This window comes from Flavobacterium sp. IMCC34518 (genome assembly GCF_027111095.2).
Lineage (GTDB): Bacteria > Bacteroidota > Bacteroidia > Flavobacteriales > Flavobacteriaceae > Flavobacterium > Flavobacterium praedii.
The window spans coordinates 454540-471083 of sequence record NZ_CP114284.2; the positions used below are offsets into that span (position 1 = coordinate 454540).

The window sequence follows — 16544 nt, forward strand, 5'->3', positions numbered from 1 at the left end:
AATACTATTAGGATAGCGAAAAATCATTTTCACTTACAACTCAGCCATTAGAAAAAAAGCCCTTAAATAATTGAGGGCACTGAAAAAGCCCCTATAATACAGGAAATGAAATTTCATAGAAAAGAGCGAAACCATTACAGTTTCGCTCTTTTTTGATTATTATAAAGACTTGTAGTCTAACAAAATAAAACCCAACTAAAAAAAGGGAAATAAATAAAATTAAAGCCTTATTTCATCACTTTTTTAGCTGTTTTTTGGTAATGGGGACTTTTTCAGTGCCCTCAAATAATTAAAGGTGTTTCGTAATTTCCTAATTACGAAACACCTCTACACTTTTTATTCTTGATAACTATCGAAATGTAGTTACCTATTTCTTAATCCTTCTCATCAAACCTAGAAAGAAAAAGACCAAACCAACAATCAACAATACATAATAAAAACTGACACTGGTTGTTCTAATAACGTTAGCCAATACAAAAGCCACAATACTTACAAAATAAAAGTATATTGGATTCGCATTTTTTAGTGAAGAAAAATTCATGAACATCTATTATTTAAAAAAACTATCTACAAACTCGTATTTATTAAAAACCTGCAAATCTTCAATTCCTTCTCCCACTCCAATATACTTAACCGGAATTTGAAATTGGTCTGAAATACCAATAACAACACCGCCTTTGGCAGTACCATCCAATTTGGTAACAGCCAAGCAAGAAACTTCTGTTGCTGCCGTAAATTGTTTGGCTTGTTCAAATGCGTTTTGTCCTGTAGAACCATCCAAAACAAGCATTACATCGTGAGGCGCATCGCCAACCACCTTTTGCATCACCCGTTTTACTTTAGAAAGTTCGTTCATCAGGTTAATTTTATTATGCAAACGACCTGCAGTATCAATAATAACAATATCGGCATTTTGAGCCACCGCCGATTGCAATGTATCAAAAGCTACCGAAGCTGGATCGCTTCCCATTTCTTGTCTAACAATAGGCACGCCTACTCTATCTGCCCAAATTTGCAATTGATCAATCGCAGCAGCTCGAAAAGTATCTGCAGCTCCAAGAACTACATTAAAGCCAGCTTTTTTGAATTGATAGGCTAGTTTACCAATGGTTGTTGTTTTACCCACACCATTCACACCCACTACCATCAAAACATAAGGTTTGGTATTTACAGGAATAACAAACTCAGTGGCTTCACCAGAATTGGTTTCTGATAATAACCCTGCAATTTCGTCTCTCAATATTTGATTGAGTTCATCAGTTCCTAGATATTTATCCGCTTCTACTCTTTTTTCTATTCGAGTAATTATTTTAAGCGTTGTATTCACCCCAACATCCGAAGAAACAAGAATTTCCTCTAAATTATCTAATACATCATCATCCACTTTTGATTTTCCTGCAACCGCTTTGGATAACTTGGAAAAAAAAGTTGTTTTTGTTTTTTCTAGACCTTTATCTAATGATTGTTTTTTCTCTGACGAGAATATTTTTTTAAAAAAGCTCATGGAGTTTAATTATTTGTAATTTACATTTGTCAACTTAAGCAAGAAAAATCAATTAAAATGTTTTTATCTGCTTTTAATAAAATACCCGAAAAGCATTTTATTTTCAAGGTGTAAATATAGAAAATAAAAAAGCTACTTCCGAATGAAAGTAGCTTTTCTATAAAATGTAATTGTTAATTATTTCTTTTTCAAGAATTCATCAACTTCTTCAGGAGCCATAATAGATTCAACGAATGTATATGCTCCAGTTACTGGAGATTTCACCATTTTGATGGCTTTTGATAATCTCTTAGAAGATGTTTGTAACGATGCTACGGTTTTCTTTGCCATGATTCAAATGTTATTTGAAATTCAATAAAATCTTCAAATGGGTTCATTTGGGATCTTTATTAAAATCTCTAATTAATGGATTATTTTAAATTTTCACAAAAAGTAAAAATTTATAATTATTTAATTTCTTTGTGAACAGTTACTCTTTTCAAGATTGGATTAAATTTTTTAATCTCTAATCTGTCTGGAGTATTTTTTTTGTTCTTTGTTGTTATGTATCTAGAAGTTCCTGCAACACCTGAAGTTTTGTGTTCAGTACATTCTAAAATTACCTGGATTCTATTCCCTTTCTTTGCCATCTTGCTATTTGTTTATTTTGGAAAAGATTATTTAATAAATCCTTCTGACTGCGCTTTTTTCAAAACTGCAGCGATTCCATTTTTATTAATTGTTTTTATCGTAGATGCTGCTACTCTAAGAGTAATCCATCTATCTTCTTCTGGAAGATAAAAACGCTTTTTAACTAAGTTTACAGAAAATTTTCTCTTAGTTTTGTTCATAGCGTGAGAAACGTTATTTCCTACCATCGCTCTTTTACCTGTAAGGTCACAAACTCTTGACATTATACTTATCTTTTATCGTTATCTAAAATCAGGGTGCAAAGAAAAGAAAAATAAACCTATAAACCAAAAAAATTATAGCTCTTTTTTTGAAATTTCTTTCAGCAACATTTCAAGTCCTTTAACAGCCGCCCTATCTATCACTTTTTCACGGGGTTGACCAAAATCAAACATTTCAACAACAACTTCATTTGGTTTTGCTAATGCGATATATACTGTTCCAACATTGGCACTTGCCTCTCCTTTTGACGGTCCTGCATTACCTGTAGTTGCAATTGCATAATCAGTTTTGAGTAATGCTTTTACATTCAAAGCCATAGCTTTTGCGACTTCGGCACTAACAACTGTGTGTTCCTGTATCAAACTTTCCGAAACACCAAGTACATGAATCTTCACTTCTGTTGCATAAGCCACGACACTTCCTCTAAAATAACTGGAAGCTCCTGGAACTGATGCAATCATTTCCGCAATTTTCCCTCCAGTACAACTCTCTGCAGTTGACAATGTTACATTTTGCTTAGACAAAATCTTTCCCAAAACAACTTCTATAGTCTCCTCTTCCTCAAAACCGACAATTATATCATGGATAATTGAATCTAAAGAATCTACATAATCTGCTATTGCTTCTTCTAGCATTTTTTTATCTGTTCCGCGCGCTGTCAGGCGCAACCGTAATTTTCCAAAACTCGGCAAATATGCCAGCTTTAAAAAAGAAGGCAAACTATCCTCCCATTTTTCAATACGCTCAGCTACTAGACTCTCGCCTTGCCCATACGTTAATATCGTTTTGTGCAGAATATAGGGGCGGTCATATTCGTTAACTAACTTTGGAATAATCTCGTTTTCAACCAAATATTTCATCTCAAAAGGAACACCTGGAAGAGAAACAAAAACAGTTTTTTCTTTTTTCATCCATAAGCCTGGAGCCGTACCATATCGATTATGAAGGACTGTCACTTTCGAGGGAACTAATGCTTGATCTTTGTTGATTTGAGTTATTTTTCTTTTAAAATACCCTTCAATCAATCCTGTAACATGAGCCAAAACAGATTCATCAATCACCAATTCGTCTTCAAAATAATCACAAAACGTTTTCTTGGTTACATCATCCTTTGTTGGCCCTAGACCTCCCGTAATGATTACAATATCTACCGTATTTTGAAGTTTTGAAAATGTATCCAATATGTGTTCTTGCGAATCACTTATGGACAGCATTTCATATACCTCAACGCCAATTTTATCCAAAGCTTTTGCTATAAAACCCGAATTTGTATCTACAATTTGACCAATTAAAATTTCATCGCCAATGGTAACTATTGCTGCTTTCATATTTTGACCCTATTTACATTTTGTATAAGATAAAAAAAATAATCCTCCAACTGTATAAATCAATACAGTCGTGGATTATTTAATGTTTTTTTTAGTTTTAAAGGAATTAAAAACGATAAAAAATAAATTTTTAAAGATCGAAATCTTTTCTCAACTCTTTTATAGCATCCTTTACCTGAGATTTTACACTCTTGTAAGTTTCAATTATTTCTTTCTTTTTGCCTTCTGTTTTGGTCCAAGCCTCAATTTGCAAAATTTCCTCGAATGCCACATTCAAACCAAGTAAATCCAATGTAGGCTTCAATTTATGTGCAAAAGCATAGGCATGTTTATGATCTTTCTTTTTGATCCCCTCTCCAATTTGCATCAAGTCTTCAGGAACTTCGGTGACAAATAAATTTAAAATTTCATTTACGAACTCTGGATCATTATCCGAAAGTGCATAAACTTTTGCTAAGTTGTATTTTAAAGCCATTATTTTACTTGTATTCTAAATAGTTTATTTCCTTCTAAAAATCCCTCTAAAACATCATCAGGATTTACAGCAGCAACCCCCTCTGGAGTCCCTGTAAAAATAATATCTCCAATCTTTAACGTAAAAAATTGAGAAACATACGATATTAACTCATCGACATTCCACAACATTCTATTAGTATTCCCTTTCTGTACGATACTATTATTGTTTGTTAATTCAAAAGTAACATTTTCTAATGAAACAAACTGACTTTTAGGCAAAAATTCTCCTATAACCGCTGAGCCATCAAATGCTTTGGCTTTTTCCCACGGAAGTCCCTTTTCTTTTAATTTAGCTTGTAGATCTCTTGCCGTAAAATCAATCCCCACACTTACTTCTTCATAGTATTTATGGGCAAATTTAGGTTCTATATATTTTCCGACTTTACTTATTTTCACAATAAGTTCAATTTCATGATGAATGTCTTCGGAAAATTCTGGAATCACAAAAGGATGTTGTTTTAACAAAATTGCCGAATCCGGTTTCATAAAAACAACAGGCTCCGTTGGACGCTCATTTTTTAATTCTTCAATATGACTGGCATAATTTCTACCGATACAGATTATTTTCATAATTATCAGCCCCCCCAACCCCCGAAGGGGGAGCTTCATTATTGCTCATTCCCCCTTCGGGGGCAAGGGGGCATTATTTCGTATTTAATTTTCGTAATTTAATAGCTGTCAAAACTTTTTTGGTATACAATGGAAAATCAGCATTTTGAATCCAACTATAATAACCTGGCTCCGACTCTAAAATCTTATCTACTTTGACTCCTTTATGTTTTCCAAAGGTAAAAACCTCCTCGTTATCAGCATCAAAAGCTATCATTCCGGCAAAATCAGCGATTTTTTTTCTGGTAGTAAACTCAGACAAAGATTTCATATCGTTTTCCAATTCAGGATAACGATCCAATTGCGCCATTAGGATTTCATAAGTTGCCATTGTATCTGCTTCAGCTGAATGAGCATTTTCAAGTCCTTTACCACAGTAAAATTTCAAAGCCGCACTCAAAGTACGCTCTTCCATTTTATGAAAAATGGTTTGCACATCAACAGAAACCCTACCTTTCATATCAAAATCTACTCCTGCACGCAATAATTCTTCTGCTAACAATGGAATATCAAAACGATCTGAATTGAATCCAGCCAAATCACTATCCTTAATCATATTATAAACTTGAGGTGCAAGTTCATTAAATGTAGGCTCATTAGCTACTTTTTCATCACTTATTCCATGAATGGCGGTTGATTGTGGCGGAATTGGAATTGTTGGGTTTACCAACCATGTTTTACTTTCTTTATTTCCGTTTGGGAAAACTTTAAAAACTGATATTTCTACAATTCTATCTTTTCCAATGTCAATTCCTGTAGTTTCAAGATCGAAAAAACAAATTGGCTTATTGAGTTTTAGTTCCATTTTTTGTGTTTGAATTGGTACAAATATAAATTTTAACCATGAGTTTTGCTAATTTATTTTACCCTGAAGGCACAAAATCACGAAGTTCCAAAAAAAATAACCCTTACAAAGTTCAAAACTTTAAAAGGGCTATTTATTACAATTTAAGACACAACTTAGCAATCTCTATTTACATCAAATGCTTCAAGATAATCAGCTACGCGTTTTACAAAGTTTCCACCAAGCGCACCATTTACAACACGATGATCATAACTGTGAGACAAGAACATTTTTTGGCGAATCCCTATAAAATCACCGTCTGGAGTTTCTATAACCGCTGGCATTTTTCGTATTGCACCGAGTGCCAAAATACCAACTTGCGGCTGGTTCAAAATTGGCGTTCCAAAAACGCTTCCAAAAGTACCTACATTGGTAACTGTATAAGTTCCTCCTTGTGTATCATCTGGTTTTAGCTTTCCTGCTTTGGCACGACCACCTAAGTCATTCACTGCTTTTGCCATTCCCACCAAATTCAATTGGTCTGCATTTTTTATAACTGGAACGATTAGATTTCCATTTGGCAATGAAGCTGCCATTCCAAGGTTTATATTTTTCTTTTTTATAATAAAATCACCATCGACTGAGACATTCATATCAGGAAAATCCTTTAATGCTTTGGCGACTGCTTCCATAAAAATTGGAGTGTAAGTCAATTTCTCTCCCTCACGTTTCTCAAAAATATTCTTATTTTTCTCTCTCCATTTTACAATGTTTGTCACATCTACCTCAACAAACGACTGTACGTGCGCCGAAGTTTGCACAGAAGCCACCATATATCCAGCAACAAGCTTGGTCATTCTGTCCATTTCTACGATTTCATCTCCTCCACTTACAGAAATAGGAGAAACCTTTTGTGACGGAGTACTTACAGCAGAAACCTTTGGAGTTTCAATCGCTTTCACTGGTGTCTCCACCACAGTTGCTGGTTGAGATCCTCTGTTTTTTACGTAACTCAATATATCTTCTTTGGTAACACGTCCTTCTTTTCCTGTACCTTTTATACTCACCAATTCACCCAAAGAAATCCCTTCTTCTTTTGCAATATTTTTTACTAATGGAGAAAAGAATTTATCACTTTCAGAAAAACTAATTGGAGTTGCAACAGATTCTTTAGCTACTTCAACTGTTTTTTGAATCTCTTCTACAATGGCTGATGTAATCTCAAGACTTGGCGCTTCAACACTTCCTCCTTCAGTTTCAATAATAGCAATGGTCTGTCCTACTTGAACCAAATCATCTTTACCAAACAATTTTTCGACAAGAACACCCGAAACCTCCGATGGGACTTCAGAATCAACTTTGTCGGTAGCAATTTCCAAAACGGCTTCATCCGCTTCAATTTTGTCGCCAACTTCTTTTAACCAATTTGTGATTGTTGCTTCTGCAACGCTTTCTCCCATTTTAGGGAGCTTTAATTCAAATCTTGCCATATTGTTAATCTAAAAGATGATTTTGATTTTCTGTTTGCGAAATTAATGAATATTATCAATATAAATTACACTAAATGTAATTTTTACCGATTATTACAACCTCTCCTCTATCATTAGAAGAATCACTTCCAATGATAAAATCTGCGTTTTTAGGTATAATTCTAAAGGTTATTCCTTTATTTTTAAACCTTTCATGAATTTTAATGCATTCTTTAAAAGAAAAAAACTCATTATCCATAATAATTTGCGTCCCTTTTTTTATTGAATTTGATGACAAATTTACCTCTTTTTCTGATTTCCATTCGAGAAAATTTACCTTTTTTTGAACAAGCAGTGCTATTATTTTTACCAATGCTTCAGAGGTAGATAATAGCAAAAAATTTTCGGAAACACTTTTGGTTTTGGCTCGGCCTTGAATTCTTTTTATTACAGAAAAAAATACAATTCCCATTTTCATAAATACCGAAAAAAGAAAAGAAACATTAAAATGTTTTTTATAGAAAAACGCCATTGCTTCTTGAAAACGTTTCATATAAGTACCATCCTTTATTGTACTTTCGCCTTTATAATGTATTACGGTTGTTTCGTGAAAATAATAATTTGTCTTTCCTTTTTGCAAAGCCATATAGGACAAATCAATATCATCTGAATACATAAAACAATCTTCATCAAAACCTCCAACCTCATCGTACAATTCTTTTTTCAAGAACATAAAAGCCCCAACCAAAATTTCTACTTTGCCTGTTTGGTCTTCAGATAAATGCTGCGCATAGAATTGATTAAAATATTTAGATTTTGGAAAGAGTTTGTATAGGCCTGTAATTTTGGTAAAAGCAACCCAAGGTATGGGAATTCCTCTTTTACTTTCGGGCAGAAAATTACCGGTTCCGTCGATTAGTTTTACGCCTACAATTCCCATTTCATTCTTCTGGATTGCGCTCGAAGTGACAAAATTCAATACTTTTTCAAATGTGTCTTCTGCAACGACGGTATCCGGATTTAGAATACAAATATACTCCCCTTTTGCCTGAGCTACTCCTATATTGTTGCCTTTTGGGAAACCTACATTTTGACTGTTTTGAATGAGCTTAACCTTGGGAAAACGAGATTTTATGACGCAACAACTATCATCAGAAGAATTGTTGTCTACCACAATGATTTCGGCATCTATGTTTTCTAAAGCGCTTTGTACGCTTTGCACACAGAGTTCTAAAAAATAGCGAACATTATAATTGAGAATGATAACGGATAATTGCATAAGGCAAATATAAAGAATAGAAATTCCAAAAAAACAATCCCATTTGTTTTTTATATTCATGACTCTTATAGCAATTATTAGTTATTAAAAAAGAAAAAAATATAGGGCTAGACAGCTTTTTATTTTGATTAATCACCTGCTTTATTACCGAATTACAGCTATATTTACGGAGCTTTCTCATATCTAGGTAAGAAAATTGCCTTATCAAAAAAAACAATCCCAAAAACCATAAAACCTCTTTAGCCCCGATAGAAGTGGCATCCTTTTTTTAATAACCCTTTCAGAGTTTTGAACTTTGAAAGGGTTATTAAAAAAAGATATAACGGATAGCGGGAACGATGTCTCCAAAAATGCTCAATCATTCGCTCCAAAACCTTTTTTTCTATGCTATTGTTTAATATCTTGCTTTTGATTTCTATTTGAAGATAATTATGCTAAAAACAATTATCGTTTTCTTTCTGGTTGTGACTGGTTCTTATGCCCAAATTCAGGGCTGTACAGATCGTTTGGCGAAAAATTTTGATCCAAAAGCCACCGAAAATAATGGCAGTTGTGAGTATGCTTCCGCAAAAGTAAAGTCGATTTTCACAGGAAAATTAAGCGATTCCATTACGGAAACTTCAGGCTTGATTGCTTTTGATGGTTTATTATGGACACACAATGACGATCATGACACTACTCTTTATGGATTAGACAAAAAAGGACAAATCCAGAAGAAAATTACACTACAAGGGATAAAAAATAACGACTGGGAGGAAATTTCGCAAGACAGTTTGTATTTCTATATTGGCGATTTTGGAAATAATTACAAAGGAAACCGACAAGATTTGCAGATTTTGAGAGTTGATAAAAAGTCAGTTTTGGAAAACATATCTATAATTGACACTATTGCTTTTTCGTATGAAAACCAAACAGATTTCAATGTTCAGAAAGCAAACACCACCGATTTTGACTGTGAGGCATTTGTAGTTTTACAGGACAGTATATATTTATTTAGCAAACAATGGAATAGTGAGAAAACGAGTTTGTATTCTTTACCAAAAAATCCCGGGACGCACATTGCCCAACTCAAAGAGACTCTGAATGTGCAAGGACTGATTACAGGCGCAACGGTATTACCTATGAAAAAAGGTGTTGTTTTGTGTGGGTATTCAAAAATGCTTCAGCCGTTTGTGTACCTATTTTATGATTATGAAAACAATGATTTTTCTACTGGAAACCAACGGAAAATCAAAATTGAACTTCCCTTTCATCAGGTTGAAGGAATTGCTACTGAAGACGAATCATTGTTTTATTTAACGAATGAAGCAACTGTAAAAAAACCATTTGTAAACACACTGCAACAAATACATTCGATTGATTTGAGTCCGTATTTGAAAGAATGATTGCCTTGTCTTTCTTAGTTTCAAAATAAACAATTCGCATTTAGTCTCATAATAGCTTACTTTTGCCAAAAAATTAGCCTTGTGAATTATTTATCAGTAGAGAATATATCTAAATCTTTTGGGGAGCGTACGCTGTTCAAAGACATTTCCTTTGGAATTAACAAAGATCAAAAAATTGCCTTTATCGCCAAAAACGGTTCGGGTAAAACTACCATAATGAACATTATTAATGGTTTTGACGAGCCCGATACTGGTCAAGTTGTGCTGAGAAAAAGCATTCGAATGGCTTTTTTGTCACAAGACAATAAACTGCAAGACGAATTAACGATTGAAGAAAGCATTTTTGCATCGGATAATGAGAGTTTAAAGATTATAGAAGCTTATGAAAAAGCACTCGAAAATCCTGAGGATGAAGAAGCGTATCAGAAAGCTTTTGACGGAATGGATCAGCACAATGCTTGGGATTTTGAAACGCAATACAAGCAAATTTTGTTCAAATTGAAGTTGGAAGACTTTAAACTGAAAGTAAAAAACCTTTCGGGTGGACAGAAAAAACGATTGTCACTGGCTATTATTTTGATCAACCGTCCCGATTTATTGATTCTGGATGAACCAACAAATCACTTGGATCTTGAAATGATCGAATGGTTAGAAAGTTATTTTGCCAAAGAAAATATCACATTATTCATGGTGACACACGACCGTTTTTTCTTGGAGCGTGTTTGTAATGAAATCATTGAGTTGGACAACGGAAAAATATACCAATACAAAGGAAACTATTCGTATTATTTAGAGAAAAAAGAAGAGCGCATCGCCTCCGAAAATGCGAGTGTTGATAAAGCACAAAACTTATTTGTCAAAGAATTGGAATGGATGCGTCGCCAACCAAAAGCGAGAACAACCAAATCGAAATCGCGTCAGGACGATTTTTATGATATTAAAGAAAAAGCCCAAAGTCGCAGAAAAGAAAATGTAGTCGAACTAGAAATTAACATGGAACGTATGGGAAGCAAAATCATCGAGCTTCACAAAATTTCTAAAAAATTCAAAGATCACGTCATTTTGGATAATTTCAGTTATGATTTTCAACGTGGAGAGCGCATTGGAATCATTGGTAAAAACGGAACTGGAAAATCTACTTTTCTGAATCTTTTGACAGGAACTATTCCGCTGGATGGTGGAAAAGTGGTTGTGGGTGATACCATAAAAATTGGTTATTATACCCAAAGCGGAATTAACCCAAAACCAGGGCAACGTGTAATCGATGTCATTAAGGAATACGGAGAATTTATTCCGTTAACAAAAGGCAGACTGATTTCGGCTTCGCAATTGTTAGAGCGTTTTCTTTTTGATTCTAAAAAACAATACGATTATATAGAAAAATTAAGCGGAGGCGAATTGAAACGTCTGTATTTATGTACCGTTTTGATTCAGAACCCAAACTTTTTGATTCTCGATGAGCCAACAAATGATTTGGATATTGTGACATTGAATGTGTTAGAGAGTTTCCTTTTGGATTATCCGGGCTGTTTGGTAGTGGTTTCGCATGACCGTTATTTTATGGACAAAATTGTAGATCAGTTGTTTATTTTTAGAGGTCAAGGAGAAATTGAAACATTTCCTGGAAATTACTCTGATTTTAGAGCCTATGAAGACAGCACTGATGTGGCTCAAAAAGAAGATAACAAAACAGAGAAAAAAGAGTGGAAGCAAAACAATCCGACTGGAAATTTGACTTTCAACGAGCAAAAAGAATTTCAAAAGATAGAGAAAGAAATCAAGGAATTGGAGATTGACAAAACCAAAATTGAGCAATTATTCTCTGATGGAAAAGTAGCAGATGCCGATATCGAAAAGAAAGCCAAAGAACTGGAAAACATCATCAAGAAAATTGAGAACAAAGAGGAAAGATGGTTTGAGTTGAGTGCAAAATTGGAAGGATAAATTTTAGTTTGCAGAGATAAACACATATTAAAGAATAGTTCTAAAAGCCATAACAAAATTTAATTTTCGTTATGGCTTTATTATTTTGTAAAGCAAATCTTTGTTCCATTAAATTGAAAATTTTCAAATAAAAGTCACGAAAAATCTTTTTTATAAAATCACTATCGGTTTTACTATATTTGCTTTCTTTAAAAATATTTTTCTATGAAACCATTATTATTTGCCCTACTAGCCTTGACTCTTTTTATTTCTTGTTCAAAAGGAAAAGAAAAAGAACCTACAATTCAAAAAGAAATTCCAGTAGATTTCGTTGCTAAAAACAATAAAGAAATTACCGACTACATAGCCAAAAACAATTTAAAAACTATAAAAAGTGATTCGGGATTGTATTATGTAATCACCGATCCTGGAACTGGAAAACAACCAACTGCAACTTCTAATGTAACGGTTGCTTATAAAGGTTATTTCACTAATGGAACCGTATTTGACCAAAGTGGTCCTGAAGGAATCTCTTTTGGATTGGATCAAGTTATAAAAGGTTGGACAGAAGGAATTCCTTATTTAAAAACTGGAGGAAGTGCTATTCTTTTGGTACCAGCACAATTAGGGTACGGAAATAACAGTATGGGACCTATTCCTGGTGGTTCGGTACTTATTTTTGATGTAAAATTAATTTCAGTAAATTAATTTTATAGCCAATTAATGCATAAAAAAAGCCACAACGAAATTCATTTCTAATGTGGCTTTTCTTTTTTATTGATTTTATTTTATTCAAGTGATATAAAGTTAAATCACTTTAATTACAATAATTAAATCTCTATGAGAAATTTTGCTTAGTTTTATCTTTTGTTGAAAAAAATATTAATTCAGAAAAATAAACGGGTTTGGATATAACTCAGGTCTTTAGTATGACTTTTACAAATAATTTGAAATCAAAATTCGTAGTCTTATTTATTTTTTCTTTTTTTTATTCTCAAACAATCGTTTCACAGGAAGAGAAAAAAGAGAAAGAAATAAAACAAAAACTACGCTCCATTGTTGATTTATTTACCAAAGAAGATACACTAAAAATCAGCAAACCTGATTCTAAAACAAATTTAATAGCATTCCCTACATTAGGCTATCAACCCGCAAATGGATTTACTCTTGGGTTCATAAGTCAATTTAGCTTTAAATTAAAACCAGAAAATAAAATCTCATTACTATCTGGTGGTGCATCCTATAGTTCCCAAAAACAAGTCTTGACCTATTTAAAAAACAATATGTACATCAGTAATGACCACTTTTTTTTTAGTGGTGATTTTCGATATTATATTTTCTCACAATCCAATTATGGATTAGGAACCGATATTATTCCTTGGGGAGCCGAATTTAAGAAATTCGATTATAATAGTATCGAGCAACCAATGAATTATAATTATTTTAAATTTCACGAAACCGTTTCTTATAATATCTATCGCTCTTTTTTTATTGGATTAGGAATTCATTTTGATAGTTATACCAATATAAATGACAAGTTATTGAATGTTGCCAATATGCAATATACTTACCATTACAATTACTCAAAAAAATACGGGTTCAGTGATAAAAACTATGCTGTAAATGGCTTTAGTTTAAACTTAATTTATGATGCTAGAGACAATTTAATAAACACTAATAACGGTTTGTATTTGAACATGAATTATCGCTATAATCCACAAAACGATATTAATAAACACAAGAGCGCTACACTATTGCTAGAATCTCGATATTTTATTCCCATCAGTAAAACAAACAAACAACATGTAATTGGTTTTTGGGCGTATGGCCAATTTTTAACAAGTGGAAGACAACCTTATTTGAATCAACCTGCAATAGGTTGGGATCAAAATAGCCGTAGCGGGAAAGGATATACTCAAGGTTTGTTTAGAGGAACCAACTTGATGTATTTTGAAAGCGAATATCGTTTCCCAATTACAAAAAACCAAATGATCAGCGGAACGGTTTTTGCTAATGCTACAACTGCCAGTTCGGAAGATAAAAACCTCCATTTATTCGAATCCATTCAACCCGCAATTGGACTTGGATTGAGAGTTCTTTTAGACAAAAACACTCTAACCAATTTTATAGTCAACTTTGGATTGGGTCGTGATTCTCAAACATTCTATTTTAATGATGGAGAAGGATTCTAACTACTATTCAAGTCGCAGTTTTCAGTCGCAGTATGATAGAAGTCTTCTTCAAATTAGCTCCAATGTGTCCATTGAGACTTAAAATCGAGACTAATTCTACCAAGCAATCGGATTGTAATCTTTCAAAAACTTTCCGCACCAGTGTTTTCCAGTATTAATACCATCAAACAAAGGATCCATAACCCGTGCTGCTCCATCAACGATATCTAAAGGTGGTTGAAAATCTTGTTCTTCCTGTTTCCTTTTGGCCAATTCGGCAGGATCTTCATCGGTTACCCAACCTGTATCGACAGCATTCATAAAAATCCCATCTTTGGCCAAAGTTCCTGCGGCTGTGTGTGTGAGCATATTCAAAGCTGCTTTGGCCATATTGGTATGCGGATGACGGTCTTCCTTGAAATCACGATAAAATTTTCCTTCCATTGCCGAAACGTTGATAATGTGTTTTTTGCCCGTAATGTCTTTCTTCATCACTTCCGAAAGTCGGTTGCACAATACAAATGGAGCTACCGAATTTACTAGCTGCACTTCAATCATTTCTGTAGTTTCGATTTGTCCCAATTTCAAACGCCAGCTGTTAGTTTTTCTTAAATCTACTTGTTGCAAGTCGGCATCGAGTTCTCCTTCTGGGAAAACTTCTTGCGCGACCAACGTATTGTCAAAAGAATACGGAATTTGGGATAATCTAGCAGAAGCCCTTAAACCAATTCCGGGTTCTGGTCCGTGCCACGTTACTGGCATATTTTGGTTGGAAGAAGCTCCCAAAGTCAATACTTTTAACTCATCTAAACAATTGGTGTGATCCAATAATAATTCTTGAGCAGATTTTGGCAAACTAGCGATGGCTCGTTCTTCATTTTCCATCAAGTGCGTATAAAAACCCGCAGGACGTCTTACCGTTTGTGCAGCATTATTGATTAGAATATCCAACCTTCCGTATTTTTGTTCAATGAAATTGCAAAAAATCTCTACACTTGGAATATGTCTCAAATCCAATCCGTGAATTTTTAAGCGATGTCCCCACTCCAGAAAATCATCTTCCTTAGCAAATCGCAAAGCCGAATCCACAGGAAAACGGGTTGTTGCAATAACTGTTGCTCCACCTCTAAGTAACATCAAAGTAATATGATACCCTATTTTTAAGCGTGAACCCGTAATCACGGCAATTTGCCCTTTTACATCTGCGCTTTGAAAACGTTTGGCATAATTAAAATCACCACAATCCGGACACATCGAATCGTAAAAATGATGCATTCTAGTAAACTCTGTTTTGCATACATAACAATTCTGGGGTGTCTCCAATTCCAATTGCTCTTTATTGGCAAGATCATTTACAGCCAATAATTTGGGAGCTACAAATATACTTGCTTCACGAGCAGATCGAATTCCAGTTTCTTTACGGGCCGTTCTGTCTTTCTTTTCCTGCTTGCGTTTGGCTACTGCTTTTCCGTCTTTTTTTCGACGGGCAAACTCATCACGATCTGGTCTCGAAAACTGACCTGCTGCTTTAATTAATGCTGTTCGTTGTTCTTTTGGTATTTCAAAAATTTGATCTGTATCTGTATTGAGTTGTGTCAAAATAGTGATGCAATGGTTAATTTCTTCCAATGTTATTGCACTTTTAATAGCTGTTTCTTCCGTCATCCTTATAATATTCTTTACTTTTCTTGATGTAAATTTCAAGGGAGCAAAGATAGTTTTAAATTTTGGGACTGTTAAATATTGGCTTATACTTTAATAAAATGCTATTTCACAAGAAATCTAGAGAAAACACAGCGAAGCACAAAGTTTAGTTTTTAGATATTGAATACTTAAAAAATCTCTGTGTATCTTCGCATTTTCTTTGTGAACCTTTGTGAAACAGTCTTTATGTTATTCCAAATCAAATCCTATCTTAAATTCCTTTGGCAATCCAAAAACGAACATGCAGTTCATTCCCCATTTGTCTTTAATTTATTGACCAAATGTTTTTATGACAAAAAATACAAACTAGAGTATGCCATTTTAAAAAAATACCGAAACGAACTTTTGCAAAATAAAAATACTATTTCGGTAACCGATTTTGGTGCAGGTTCTCGAGTTTTTAAATCCAATATCAGACAAATTTCAAAAATTGCAGAAACGGCTGGAATCTCACCCAAACGAGCCCAATTATTGTATCGAATTGTCCATTATTTTCAACCAGAAACTGTTTTAGAAATTGGGACTTCATTAGGATTGGCAACTTCCACACTTGCATTAGGAAATCCAAAAGCAAAAATCATAACGCTCGAAGGCTGTCCAAATACAATTGCAGTTGCAAAAATTCAATTGCAAAAATTCAATTGTAATACTATAGAATGTATTGAAACCGATTTTTTAAGTTATCTGCAAAACTGCCAACAGAAAACAGAAAGCTACCAATTGATTTACTTTGATGGCAACCATTCTAAAAAAGCAACATTAGACTATTTTGAGTTATTATTACCAACTATTACCAATGAAACAGTTTGGATTTTTGATGATATTCATTGGTCTGCAGACATGGAAGCGGCTTGGGAAATTATAAAAAACCATCCAAAAGTGACGGTAAGCATAGATACTTTTCAATGGGGATTGGTCTTCTTTAGATACGAGCAACCCAAACAGCATTTTATAATCAGAACATAAATTTGCCGTTTTAAA

Annotated in this window: 16 protein-coding genes; 5 read left to right on the plus strand and 11 right to left on the minus strand. The window is 33.8% G+C overall.

The window, feature by feature from the left end; translation table 11 throughout:
* Positions 1-550: 550 nt before the first annotated feature.
* The 10 genes from ftsY to OZP06_RS01905 all read right to left on the minus strand — a co-directional run bounded on the left by ftsY (position 551) and on the right by OZP06_RS01905 (position 8380).
* Complete coding sequence (gene ftsY / locus OZP06_RS01860; protein ID WP_281239172.1) at positions 551-1504, minus strand: signal recognition particle-docking protein FtsY; 954 nt, start codon at positions 1502-1504, stop codon at positions 551-553.
* Between the two features lie 177 nt (positions 1505-1681).
* Positions 1682-1834 carry a DUF4295 domain-containing protein gene (locus tag OZP06_RS01865; RefSeq protein ID WP_100429907.1) on the minus strand — a complete coding sequence of 51 codons (153 nt, stop codon included), beginning with the start codon at positions 1832-1834 and terminating at the stop codon, positions 1682-1684.
* A 116-nt stretch (positions 1835-1950) separates the two neighbouring features.
* A complete protein-coding gene (gene rpmG, locus OZP06_RS01870; protein WP_017495179.1) occupies positions 1951-2133 on the minus strand; it encodes a 50S ribosomal protein L33 in 183 nt (60 codons plus the stop codon).
* Positions 2134-2160: 27 nt separating this feature from the next.
* Positions 2161-2397: a 50S ribosomal protein L28 gene (gene rpmB / locus OZP06_RS01875; RefSeq protein ID WP_024980263.1), complete on the minus strand. Its 237-nt coding sequence runs from the start codon at positions 2395-2397 to the stop codon at positions 2161-2163.
* Positions 2398-2469: 72 nt separating this feature from the next.
* Positions 2470-3723 carry a CinA family nicotinamide mononucleotide deamidase-related protein gene (locus tag OZP06_RS01880; RefSeq protein WP_269223441.1) on the minus strand — a complete coding sequence of 418 codons (1254 nt, stop codon included), beginning with the start codon at positions 3721-3723 and terminating at the stop codon, positions 2470-2472.
* Between the two features lie 130 nt (positions 3724-3853).
* The gene (locus OZP06_RS01885) at positions 3854-4198 is read right to left on the minus strand and encodes an Hpt domain-containing protein (RefSeq protein ID WP_269223442.1); all 345 of its coding nucleotides are present in this window, start codon (positions 4196-4198) and stop codon (positions 3854-3856) included.
* A complete protein-coding gene (locus tag OZP06_RS01890) occupies positions 4198-4809 on the minus strand; it encodes a fumarylacetoacetate hydrolase family protein (protein ID WP_269224536.1) in 612 nt (203 codons plus the stop codon). The genes OZP06_RS01885 and OZP06_RS01890 overlap by 1 nt, the downstream gene beginning before the upstream one ends.
* 73 nt (positions 4810-4882) lie before the next feature.
* Positions 4883-5653, minus strand: a complete 771-nt coding sequence (locus tag OZP06_RS01895) for a 3'-5' exonuclease (RefSeq protein ID WP_281324165.1) — start codon at positions 5651-5653, stop codon at positions 4883-4885.
* Between the two features lie 155 nt (positions 5654-5808).
* The gene (locus OZP06_RS01900) at positions 5809-7122 is read right to left on the minus strand and encodes a dihydrolipoamide acetyltransferase family protein (protein ID WP_269223443.1); all 1314 of its coding nucleotides are present in this window, start codon (positions 7120-7122) and stop codon (positions 5809-5811) included.
* Positions 7123-7192: 70 nt separating this feature from the next.
* Positions 7193-8380, minus strand: coding sequence for a glycosyltransferase family 2 protein (locus tag OZP06_RS01905; RefSeq protein WP_269223444.1), 1188 nt, complete (start codon positions 8378-8380; stop codon positions 7193-7195).
* 431 nt (positions 8381-8811) lie between these two features.
* On the opposite strand from OZP06_RS01905, the gene OZP06_RS01910 reads away from it, so the two are divergent.
* The 4 genes from OZP06_RS01910 (at position 8812) to OZP06_RS01925 (ending at position 13880) form a co-directional block, all read left to right on the plus strand.
* Positions 8812-9765, plus strand: coding sequence for a T9SS C-terminal target domain-containing protein (locus OZP06_RS01910; RefSeq protein ID WP_281324166.1), 954 nt, complete (start codon positions 8812-8814; stop codon positions 9763-9765).
* Between the two features lie 81 nt (positions 9766-9846).
* A complete protein-coding gene (locus OZP06_RS01915) occupies positions 9847-11709 on the plus strand; it encodes an ABC-F family ATP-binding cassette domain-containing protein (RefSeq protein ID WP_269223447.1) in 1863 nt (620 codons plus the stop codon).
* A gap of 204 nt (positions 11710-11913) precedes the next feature.
* A complete protein-coding gene (locus OZP06_RS01920; protein WP_269223448.1) occupies positions 11914-12396 on the plus strand; it encodes an FKBP-type peptidyl-prolyl cis-trans isomerase in 483 nt (160 codons plus the stop codon).
* Between the two features lie 197 nt (positions 12397-12593).
* A complete protein-coding gene (locus tag OZP06_RS01925) occupies positions 12594-13880 on the plus strand; it encodes a hypothetical protein (protein ID WP_281324167.1) in 1287 nt (428 codons plus the stop codon).
* Between the two features lie 96 nt (positions 13881-13976).
* Here the strand turns inward: OZP06_RS01925 and OZP06_RS01930 are convergent, their stop codons facing one another.
* The gene (locus tag OZP06_RS01930) at positions 13977-15524 is read right to left on the minus strand and encodes an SDR family oxidoreductase (RefSeq protein ID WP_269223450.1); all 1548 of its coding nucleotides are present in this window, start codon (positions 15522-15524) and stop codon (positions 13977-13979) included.
* A gap of 225 nt (positions 15525-15749) precedes the next feature.
* On the opposite strand from OZP06_RS01930, the gene OZP06_RS01935 reads away from it, so the two are divergent.
* Entirely contained in the window at positions 15750-16529 is a 780-nt protein-coding gene (locus OZP06_RS01935) for a class I SAM-dependent methyltransferase (RefSeq protein WP_269223451.1), read from the plus strand.
* Positions 16530-16544 lie beyond the last annotated feature (15 nt).